This is a genomic window from Monashia sp. NPDC004114 (genome assembly GCF_053603855.1).
In genome coordinates this window covers 21,981-30,579 of the sequence record NZ_JBSGGK010000029.1, presented here as the reverse complement: position 1 = coordinate 30,579, position 8,599 = coordinate 21,981, and the positions used below count along the sequence as shown (strand labels likewise).

General features: G+C 71.0%; 10 protein-coding genes. 5 read left to right on the top strand and 5 right to left on the bottom strand.

The features are described 5' to 3' along the window. Positions 1-629: 629 nt before the first annotated feature. Complete coding sequence (locus ACWEOW_RS23860; protein ID WP_452271746.1) at positions 630-1,478, bottom strand: CPBP family intramembrane glutamic endopeptidase; 849 nt, start codon at positions 1,476-1,478, stop codon at positions 630-632. A gap of 155 nt (positions 1,479-1,633) precedes the next feature. Here ACWEOW_RS23860 and ACWEOW_RS23855 point away from each other — a divergent pair, with 155 nt between their 5' ends. Together ACWEOW_RS23855 and ACWEOW_RS23850 are read left to right on the top strand one after the other, a co-directional pair. Then, positions 1,634-2,404, top strand: a complete 771-nt coding sequence (locus ACWEOW_RS23855) for a dienelactone hydrolase family protein (RefSeq protein WP_452271745.1) — start codon at positions 1,634-1,636, stop codon at positions 2,402-2,404. A 127-nt stretch (positions 2,405-2,531) separates the two neighbouring features. Then, on the top strand, positions 2,532-2,912 hold the full coding sequence (locus ACWEOW_RS23850; RefSeq protein ID WP_452271744.1) for a hypothetical protein: 381 nt from the start codon (positions 2,532-2,534) through the stop codon (positions 2,910-2,912). Between the two features lie 442 nt (positions 2,913-3,354). On the opposite strand, the gene ACWEOW_RS23845 is transcribed toward ACWEOW_RS23850, so the two are convergent. Together ACWEOW_RS23845 and ACWEOW_RS23840 are read right to left on the bottom strand one after the other, a co-directional pair. Further along, positions 3,355-3,963, bottom strand: a complete 609-nt coding sequence (locus tag ACWEOW_RS23845) for a DinB family protein (RefSeq protein WP_452271743.1) — start codon at positions 3,961-3,963, stop codon at positions 3,355-3,357. A 64-nt stretch (positions 3,964-4,027) separates the two neighbouring features. Continuing rightward, positions 4,028-4,612 (bottom strand): DinB family protein, encoded by a 585-nt coding sequence (locus tag ACWEOW_RS23840; protein WP_452271742.1) that lies wholly within the window; start codon positions 4,610-4,612, stop codon positions 4,028-4,030. A 62-nt stretch (positions 4,613-4,674) separates the two neighbouring features. Between ACWEOW_RS23840 and ACWEOW_RS23835 the strand changes: the two genes are divergently transcribed. From ACWEOW_RS23835 to ACWEOW_RS23825, 3 genes are all read left to right on the top strand, one after another. Further along, on the top strand, positions 4,675-5,652 hold the full coding sequence (locus tag ACWEOW_RS23835) for a helix-turn-helix transcriptional regulator (protein ID WP_452271741.1): 978 nt from the start codon (positions 4,675-4,677) through the stop codon (positions 5,650-5,652). Continuing rightward, entirely contained in the window at positions 5,649-6,476 is an 828-nt protein-coding gene (rsmI, locus tag ACWEOW_RS23830) for a 16S rRNA (cytidine(1402)-2'-O)-methyltransferase (protein ID WP_452271740.1), read from the top strand. The genes ACWEOW_RS23835 and rsmI overlap by 4 nt, the downstream gene beginning before the upstream one ends. Before the next feature lie 143 nt (positions 6,477-6,619). Next, positions 6,620-7,045: an OsmC family protein gene (locus ACWEOW_RS23825; RefSeq protein WP_452271739.1), complete on the top strand. Its 426-nt coding sequence runs from the start codon at positions 6,620-6,622 to the stop codon at positions 7,043-7,045. A gap of 50 nt (positions 7,046-7,095) precedes the next feature. On the opposite strand, the gene ACWEOW_RS23820 is transcribed toward ACWEOW_RS23825, so the two are convergent. Together ACWEOW_RS23820 and ACWEOW_RS23815 are read right to left on the bottom strand one after the other, a co-directional pair. Further along, positions 7,096-7,986 (bottom strand): DUF559 domain-containing protein, encoded by an 891-nt coding sequence (locus ACWEOW_RS23820; RefSeq protein ID WP_452271738.1) that lies wholly within the window; start codon positions 7,984-7,986, stop codon positions 7,096-7,098. A gap of 135 nt (positions 7,987-8,121) precedes the next feature. Continuing rightward, positions 8,122-8,550, bottom strand: a complete 429-nt coding sequence (locus ACWEOW_RS23815; RefSeq protein WP_452271737.1) for an SRPBCC domain-containing protein — start codon at positions 8,548-8,550, stop codon at positions 8,122-8,124. Positions 8,551-8,599 lie beyond the last annotated feature (49 nt).

Here is an 8,599-nt window from a genome sequence, read left to right as displayed (position 1 = left end):
TGCTGGTCGTGCTGGTCGTGCTGGTCGTGCTGGTCGTGCTGGTCGTGCTGGTCGTGCTGGTCGTGCTGGTCGTGCTGGTCGTGCTGGTCGTGCTGGTCGTGCTGGTTGGTGGGGTTGGTCGGGTGTCGGGGTCGCGGTGGGCGGTCCACCAGCCGGCGGCGCCCACTCGACCCGAGAGGGAACTGCGCGAGCGCGCGGGGCAGGTGGGGCGCGTGGGACGGGGCGCCCACTCGACGGGAGAGAGGCTCCCGGGAGCGTCAGGGGTGCTGGACGGCATACGACCGGATGGGGCGCGTGGGACGGGGCGCCCACTCGACCCGAGAGGGAACTGCGCGAGCGCGCGGGACGGGGTGGGGCGCGTGGGACGGGGCGCCTACTCGACGGGAGAGAGGCTCCCGGGAGCGTCAGGGGTGCTGGACGGCATACCGCGCGGGATGGGGGCGCGTGGGACGGGGCGCCCACTCGACCCGAGAGGGAACTGCGCGAGCGCGCGGGACGCGATGGCGGCGCGTGGGACGGGGCGCCCACTCGACGGGAGAGAGGGTCCCGCGAGCGCCAGGGGTGCTGGGCGGCCTACCGCGCGAGGTGGGGCGAACGGGGCTGGACGCTCACTCGATCCAGAGGTCGCCTCAGATGTTGACGCCTCGGGCACGCAGGATCGAGTATCCGACGAACGCGACCGTGTCGAGGATCGCGTGGCACACCACGAGCGGCATGACGCGGCGCGTCCGAACGAACACCAGGCCGAGGACGAGCCCCATCACGATGTTCCCGGCGAACCCGCCGAAGCCCTGGTAGAGGTGGTACGACCCGCGGATCAGTGCGGACAGCCCGATGACCAGCGGCCACGACCAGCCGATCTGGCGCCACCGGGTGAAGAGGCAGCCGACCATGATGACCTCTTCTAGCACCGCGTTCTCGATCGCCGCGAGCACCAGTACCGGCCCTGACCACCACACGGCCTGGAGGTTGGCGGCCGAAACCTGCGTGTTGATGCCGATCGCCTTGGCCAGGAAGTAGAAGGCGAGACCGGGGATCCCGATGAGGGCGGCGAGGCCGACGCCACGCAGCAGGTCACGTCCCGGCTCGCGGCGGTCGAACCCGATGAAGCGACCCGCGCGCACGTCGACCGCGGGCTGGCGAATGCTGTTCAGCAGGTACAGGGCCAGGGCCACCGCGACGAGCGGCAGCACGATCCCAGCGAGCTGGTAGGCCAGGTCGAGCCACGGGCGACCCGGCGTGGCCGACTGGTTCATCGCCGTCGTCTGCTGCCTGAGGGGGACGGGGCGGGTCAGCTTCTCGATGATGCTGAGAATCGCGTAGACGGCCGACGAGCCCAGGCTCACTCCGAGGACGAGGATCGTCTCGTTGCGCAGCCGGCGCCCCTCGCCAGGCTCGACCGCCGGCAGAGGGTCGCGGTCGGACGGCGCGAGCAGGCCGGCATACCAGCCGCGGACCCCCGCCACGCTCGTCGACATGCCGCCACTGTAACCACCCCCGTCGCCAGGACGCGCCGGTTCCGCATCGCGCCCTCCGAGGTATGCCGTCCGCCTGAGCTGTGCGGGCCAGGCCGCCGGCATGCCGGCGGGTTGCTTCGGCCGCCGCGGCCGGGATGCCCGCGTACGCTCGGGTGATGTCGTTGCTCGCCGAGTGGACCCAGCGTCACCACAGCGCCGACGGCTCAGACTTCCCGGTGTACGTGCGTGGCAGCGGTCCCGGCATCGTCGTCATCCACGAGAGCCCCGGGCTCACCCCGGAGGTCATCGACTTCGGCGACGAGCTCGTCGACGAGGGCTTCACCGTCGCCATGCCGCATCTGTTCGGCTCCTCCCATGCGCCGCCCCGAACGTGGGAAGGCGGTCGCGTCGTCCCGAGGCTTTGTGTCACAAGGGAGTTCACGATGTTCGCGACGGGTCGCACGGCCCCGCTCGCGGGATGGCTTCGGTCCCTTGCACATTGGCTGCACGACACGGCAGGTGGTGTCGGCATCGGCGCGATCGGCATGTGCGTGACGGGAGGTTTCGCGCTCGCGATGATGGTCGACCCCGTCGTCATCGCGCCGGTGGTCGCGCAGCCGGCGACGCCCCTACCACTCGGGCGCACTCGCGCCGGGGACGTCAACCTCTCGCCGGAGGACCTCGCGAGGGTACGCGCCAGGGTTGCGAACGGGTGCCCCGTCCTCGGCGTCCGATACCAGCACGACTGGGTGACCGGGACGCGGTTCGACACCCTCAAGCGCGAGCTCGGCGACGGCTTCATCGCGGTCGAGCTCGAGGGGCACGGTCACTCCACCCTGACCGACCATCGGCACCCGGAGGCGGTCGAGCGCGTGGTCGGGTTCTTCCGGGAGCGGCTGCTCGACGCACCGGAGCACCCTGCAGACCAAGACCTGCTCGCGCCCTGACACAGGTCTCCCCAGCCACCCGAACGCGGACGCAGCGCTCCCGGGCCCGACGAACGGCATCAAGCCAAGCACAGCACAACGGAAACCGCTTGGCGCTCAAGGCCGCTGACGGCATACCGTCGAGGGCATGGCCATGTCGACCCTCCGCACAGCACTGCGCTCCCGACTCACCGTCGCCCTGCGTGAGCGCGACCGCGCCGGTGCAGCGACGATGCGGTCCGCCATCGGGGCGCTCGAGAACGCCGAGGCGGTCCCCACCACCGGGGACCTGGCGTCGACGACCTCGAGCCACGTGGCCGGCGCCGCCGTCGGGCTGGGTGCGGCCGAGGCGGAGAGGCGGCTGCTGACCGACGCCGACGAGCGGGCCATCGTCGGGGACGAGATCGACGCATTGCGGGCAGCCGCGGACGAGTACACCCGCGCCGGAGCAGCCGATCGCGCAGCCGAGGCGCGTGCTGCGGCGCAGCTGCTGGACGACGTCCTCGCCGGCACCGGACCCCAGGCCTGACAAGGCCCTCAGAGGCGCCGAACTCCAGGCTCAGCGAGCCGATTCACCGCCCACATCGCGACCCCTCAATCCACAGGCGGTGGGGGAAAAGCTGTGCACTTCGCGGTCCTCGGTGTGGAGAAGAGGGGTCGTCGTGTGGACGACACGCCGTGCGTCTGTGGACGCAGAAAAACTTTCTTCAAAGCCCTTGCGCGAGTCTTCTCAGGCCGATAGAAATTCTCTCACGCACTCCCCCCGGGGAGAGCGGGACAGTTCAGAGGCAAAGGTCCATCTGGTGGGGCAACCCGCCACGGGAGCCGGGTGACGAGGCGACCGGGACCGGAGAAGAAGAGCAGTCGATCGGGAGCGTCACATCGACCGATCACCTAGAGGGGCCCTTTGAGACTCATACTCCCAAAGGGCCCTTCGCCTTTGCTGGCAAGGCTTTTGGTGAGACCCGACCTCAGGCGCGCGTCACCTGAGCGGGCCGCCACGGTTTGAGCCATGGCGTCTCCGGCCAGCCCTCTCGGCCGGCGACGAGCTCGTACATCGTTGCGCCGTCGATGGACTCGCGGACGATGTCGGCATGCCCGGCGTGGCGCGCGAGCTCCTCGACGAGGTGCATCGCCACCCATCGGACCGACCAGGCATCGAGATCCTTGGGGAACCACGGCGCGTCACGGGGCACGGGCACCGGCGCGTCGAGATCGGCGGCTCTCAGCACCTCTCGCGTGCGGTCACCCTGAGCCCACAGCGCCGAGAGGAGCGCGTCGAGTGTGTCGGTGTCGGTGACGACGAAGTCCTGTCCGTACTCGGCCGCGCGCTCCGCAACCGGCCGCGGGTCCGGGGCCGGCCCGGCGGGCGCCGCGGCCATCCGGTCGGTCCAGCCGCGCTCGCATGTCGTGACGTGCTTGATGAGGCCACCGATGGTGAGCGTGCCTGCGGTGGGGGCGAGTCGGATCTGCTCCTCGGTCAGGCCGAACGCCACGGACCCGAAGGCGTCGCGCTGCTGGTCGATGTAGGCGATGAGGCTGTCTCGCTCGTCGGTGACGGGTGGGACCTGGGCGGGCATGGCTGCTCCTTGGTTCGATGTTCGGCGAAGCTGGGGAAAGTGAGGCAGGGATGAAAGGGAGCTGTCAGTCGTTGCGGTGGGCCCACAGGTCGCGGAGCAGCGCGATCTCGGCGCCGTGGTGGATCAGCTCGCGGTTGATGTGCATGACGAGCTCCGCGTGGGAGAACTCGGCGAAAGGGCCCTCGGCCGGTCCGCACGGGTCGGCCAGCCCCGTCTCACCCCAGCTCTTGACGCCCGCGATCCAGGCGGCATACGCCTCGTCGAGCTGGGCGAGGGCCTCGTCGGCGGTGCCGGCGTAGGCGAACGTGTCGTAGTCGACGGCCGGGCCGTCGAAGTGGCTGTGCACCCGCATCGCGAGGACGCCGACGATGATGTGCGCCAAGCGCCACGCGATGGTCGTCACGGGCGCGGGCTCCGGCTGGGGGTACTCGAAGTCGACGGTGAAATCGCCTGAGCCACCAACGGTTTGGGTGCCTCCCTCACCGCGAGGGTGCACAGTCCACGCTCCCGGCGTCGGTCGCCAGAAGTACTCGTCGTCGGTGAGGCCGTCGAGCCGGGGCCGGAGCTGGTTGGTCCAGTGCCAGTCGATCTGGTCGACGAGGATGGAGCTCCACGGAAGCGTTCTCGAGGTCGTCGCTGCTGTCGTCATGTCCTCAGCCTGGCATCGATATAGGACAGGATCTGTCCGCAGCCTCTGGCACAGTTGGTGACATGTCATCACCGGTCGACGGCGCGCCCGCCGGCACCACCGCGCGCGTGCTGCGTCTGCTCGACCTGCTGCAGAGCCGGCCCGTGTGGAGCGGCACCGAGCTCGCCGAGCGCCTCGGCGTCACGACGCGCAGCGTGCGCCGCGACGTCGAACGGCTGAGAGATCTCGGCTATCCCGTCAACGCCGCCCACGGCGCGGGCGGGGGCTACCAGCTCGGCGCGGGGCGGCGGCTGCCGCCGTTGCTGCTCGACGACGAGGAGGCCGTCGCCGTCGCGGTGTGCCTTCGCCTCGCGGCGGGCGGGACCGTCGAGGGCCTCGGGGAGGCGGCCGTGCGCACCCTCGCCAAGCTCGACCAGGTCTTGCCGGGGCGGCTGCGCAGCCAGGTCGAGGCGATCCACCAGTCGACCGTCACGCTCGAGTCCAACGGCCCCATCGTCGACGCACGCACGCTGCTCGTGCTGGCCAGGGCCTGCCGCGAGACCGAGCGCGTCCACTTCGCGTATGCCGGCCCGCGGGGATCAGGGGAGCGCCGGGTCGAGCCCTACCGCCTGGTCGCGACAGGGCGCCGGTGGTACCTGCTCGCCTTCGACCTCGACCGCGACGACTGGCGCACCTTCCGCCTCGACCGGATGACCGATGCCGAGACGCGCGGGTGGCGCTTCCGCCCGCGCGAAGCGCCAGATGCCGCCGAGTTCGTCAGCAGGGCGATCAGCCAGTCTGCCTACGAACACGTCGCCCAGGTCCGAGTGCATGCGCGAAAAGCATTGGTGGAAAAGATGATTCCACCATCGGTCGGCACCGTCACCGCAGACGGCCGAGATCGTTGCATCGTCGAGGCGGGCGGGAACGACCTCGACGCCATGGCGATGCACATCGGTGGTCTCCCGTGGGAGCTCACGGTGCTCGGACCCCCCGAGCTGCGCGACGCCATGGCCCGCCAGGCGCAGCGGCTGGCCCGCGCTGTCAGGATGAAGCCATGACCGGCACCCTCGTCCTCGCGGCCACCCCCATCGGCGACCCGCGCGACGCCGCCCCTCGGCTCGCCGAGGAGCTGGCCTCCGCCGATGTCGTCGCCGCCGAGGACACACGGCGGCTCAAGCGCCTCCTGGCCGAGCTGGGCGTCACGCCCCGAGGACACGTGCTCAGCTACCACGAGCACAACGAGGCCTCCCGGACCGTCGAGCTCGCCGAGCGGCTCCGGGCGGGCGACCGGGTCGTCGTCGTCACCGACGCCGGTATGCCGTCCGTCTCCGATCCCGGGTACCGCCTCGTCGCCGCTGCGGTCGACTCCGACATCCGCGTCACGTGTGTCCCCGGCCCGAGCGCGGTCCTCATGGCGCTGGCGGTGTCGGGGCTGCCCGTCGACCGGTTCTGTTTCGAGGGCTTCCTGCCGCGCAAGTCCGGGGAACGGTCGCGCGGCCTCGCCGAGCTCGCCGACGAGCGGCGGACGATGGTCTTCTTCGAGGCGCCCCACCGCCTCGCCGAGACGCTGGGCGCGATGGCCACAGCCTTCGGCGCCGAGCGCCGCGCGGCGGTGTGCCGCGAGCTCACCAAGACCTACGAGGAGGTCCGGCGTGGCACCCTCGCGGACCTCACCCGGTGGGCCGCTGACGGCGTCAAGGGCGAGATCACGGTCGTCGTGGCGGGCGCCGAGCGGACGGTCGCGTCTCTCGAGGACGCCGTTGCCGGCATACGGGAGCGGGTCGACGCGGGGGAGCGGCTCAAGGACGTCGCGGCCGACGTCTCGGCGCGAACGGGCCTGTCGAGAAAGGCGCTCTACGACGCGGCGGTCGCCGCGCGCTGACGCCCCCTGGCTGTGGGACGGGCTTGTCACATCAGCAGATCGCGACAAGGCTGGCTGGGTATGCGCGCTCGCGAGCCCCGCCCGCGGGGCGATCGCCAGCACCTCGCGTCAACGCACACTGAACTCTGAGCGAAGGAGAACCGATGGGCACCGTCCGCACCGCAACCACGCACTGGGAGGGCTCGCTCTTCGAAGGGTCCGGCCAGGTCAGCCTCGAGAGCTCGGGCATCGGCACCTACGACGTCAACTGGGCCTCGCGGGCGGAGCAGGCCAACGGCAGGACGAGCCCTGAGGAGCTCATCGCCGCGGCCCACTCGTCGTGCTTCTCGATGGCCTTCTCCAACGGCCTCGCCAAGGCCGGGACGCCGCCGACGACCCTCGACACGACGGCGGAGGTGACGTTCGTGCCGGGCACCGGCATCACCGAGATCAAGCTCAGCGTCGTCGGTGAGGTGCCGGGGATCTCGGCAGAGGACTTCCAGGCCGCCGCCGAGGACGCGAAGGTCAACTGCCCGGTGAGCCAGGCCCTCAAGGCGGTGCCGATCTCCCTCGAGGCCCGCCTCGCCTGACATGGCGCGCACCCGGTCCCGACGGACCGCCACCACCGTCGCTCGTGGGCTCAGCTCGCCCTCCGGCGGCCCTTCGTGGCGGTCCGTCGGCGCGACTCGACGGCAAGCCGAAGTGCGCGGGCGACCCGCTCGGCCTCGAACATGACCTCCTCCCAGCTGAACCGCAGCACGGCCCAGCCGCGCGCTCCAAGGTCGGTGTAGCGGCGACAGTCCCGTCGAAGCGCCGCTCTCGTGCCGTGGTGCTCGAAGCTCTCGGCCTCGATGACGAGCCGCAGCGCGACGTCGGCGAGATCGACCCTGGCGAAGTAGCTCGAGTCCCGGATCTCGAACTGAGTCACCACACTGAGGCCCGCGACTCCGATGCAGATCGCGCGGAGCACCGACTCGAACGGGTTCGCAGCCCCACGGTCCGCATGTCTGAGGACACGCATCACGTTTCGGAACGACCTCGGTGGCAGTCGCTTGGCCGCCTCAGCGACCTCCAGCGGGCTTAGTCCGGCCCTCCACGCCGAGTCGACCACCGCGAGTGCGTCGTCGAACGGCAGGTCGAGGCAGCAGTCGATGACGGTTCGGACCGGGCTGGTGACCCACGCCTCGACAACCTCGTCGTCGCCGAGCGACCGCCAGTGACGCCGTATGCCGCCGCGTGCCGCGTCGCGGAGCTTGCGCCCGCGCGGGAAGGTGAGGTGCGGCTCGCCCGGCTCCTGCTTGACCGGCCAGCCCCAGTGCAGCGCCGCCGTCGTGTGGGATGCGGTCGCATGGAGGCCGACGGCCAGCGCCCGCGCTTCGCCCACGCTGGGCAGGACGTAGCGTCCCTTGCCGGCGCGGGTGATCGCGCCCGCCGCAATGGCGGCGCGGATCGAGCGCTTCGACGCCCCGGTGCGCAGCTGACGCCACGTGCACGCGCCGCCGTGCTGTGCAACGACGGTCGCCACCTCCATGCCAGGAGACTGCCCGGAGGGCCGACATCCGGGTTGGCGTCATCCACAGGGCCGACGGACCGCCACGAACTACGCCCCCACGCCTGGGTATGCCGGGTGGCGGGGTTCGTGGCGGTCGGTCGGGACCGGGGGTGGTCAGGAATGCTCGACGGTGGCCTTGAGCGCATCGAGCATCGACTGCCAGTTCTGCGAGAACTGCTCCGCCTGCTCCGCTGACTCGTTGCCATCCTGGTCGAGCGTGACCCGCGTCCCGCCGTCGACGGCGTCGACCTCGTAGCTGACCGTGTGGTAGTTCTCCGGGCGGTCCTGCTGGCCCATGAGCGGGCTGTAGTGCGTGACCGAGAGCCGGCGCGGTGCATCGAACTCGAGCACCTCGCCCTTGTCCTGGTACGCGTGGCCGTCGTACTCGCCCTGCCACGTGATCGGCGAGCCCACCTCCCACGTGGTGGTGACGGTGGTGCCGACCATCCAGTCCGTGATCCGGGCCGGGTCGGTGAGTGCGCTCCACGCCTCCTGCGGCGATGCGTCGACGGTGACCTCTGCATGTGCGACGTGTCCAGACATGTCTATGTCATACCCGCCGGCGCGGCCGGTGGGGAACTCCCGCGCGGCC

Excerpts from the sequence above, each read along its gene's own strand:
- rsmI (WP_452271740.1), top strand. The coding sequence starts at position 5,649 with ATGACCGGCACCCTCGTCCTCGCGGCCACCCCCATCGGCGACCCGCGC.
- ACWEOW_RS23860 (WP_452271746.1), bottom strand. The coding sequence starts at position 1,478 with ATGTCGACGAGCGTGGCGGGGGTCCGCGGCTGGTATGCCGGCCTGCTC.
- ACWEOW_RS23815 (WP_452271737.1), bottom strand. The coding sequence starts at position 8,550 with ATGTCTGGACACGTCGCACATGCAGAGGTCACCGTCGACGCATCGCCG.
- ACWEOW_RS23845 (WP_452271743.1), bottom strand. The coding sequence starts at position 3,963 with ATGCCCGCCCAGGTCCCACCCGTCACCGACGAGCGAGACAGCCTCATC.
- ACWEOW_RS23820 (WP_452271738.1), bottom strand. The coding sequence starts at position 7,986 with ATGGAGGTGGCGACCGTCGTTGCACAGCACGGCGGCGCGTGCACGTGG.
- ACWEOW_RS23850 (WP_452271744.1), top strand. The coding sequence starts at position 2,532 with ATGGCCATGTCGACCCTCCGCACAGCACTGCGCTCCCGACTCACCGTC.
- ACWEOW_RS23825 (WP_452271739.1), top strand. The coding sequence starts at position 6,620 with ATGGGCACCGTCCGCACCGCAACCACGCACTGGGAGGGCTCGCTCTTC.
- ACWEOW_RS23835 (WP_452271741.1), top strand. The coding sequence starts at position 4,675 with ATGTCATCACCGGTCGACGGCGCGCCCGCCGGCACCACCGCGCGCGTG.
- ACWEOW_RS23855 (WP_452271745.1), top strand. The coding sequence starts at position 1,634 with ATGTCGTTGCTCGCCGAGTGGACCCAGCGTCACCACAGCGCCGACGGC.
- ACWEOW_RS23840 (WP_452271742.1), bottom strand. The coding sequence starts at position 4,612 with ATGACGACAGCAGCGACGACCTCGAGAACGCTTCCGTGGAGCTCCATC.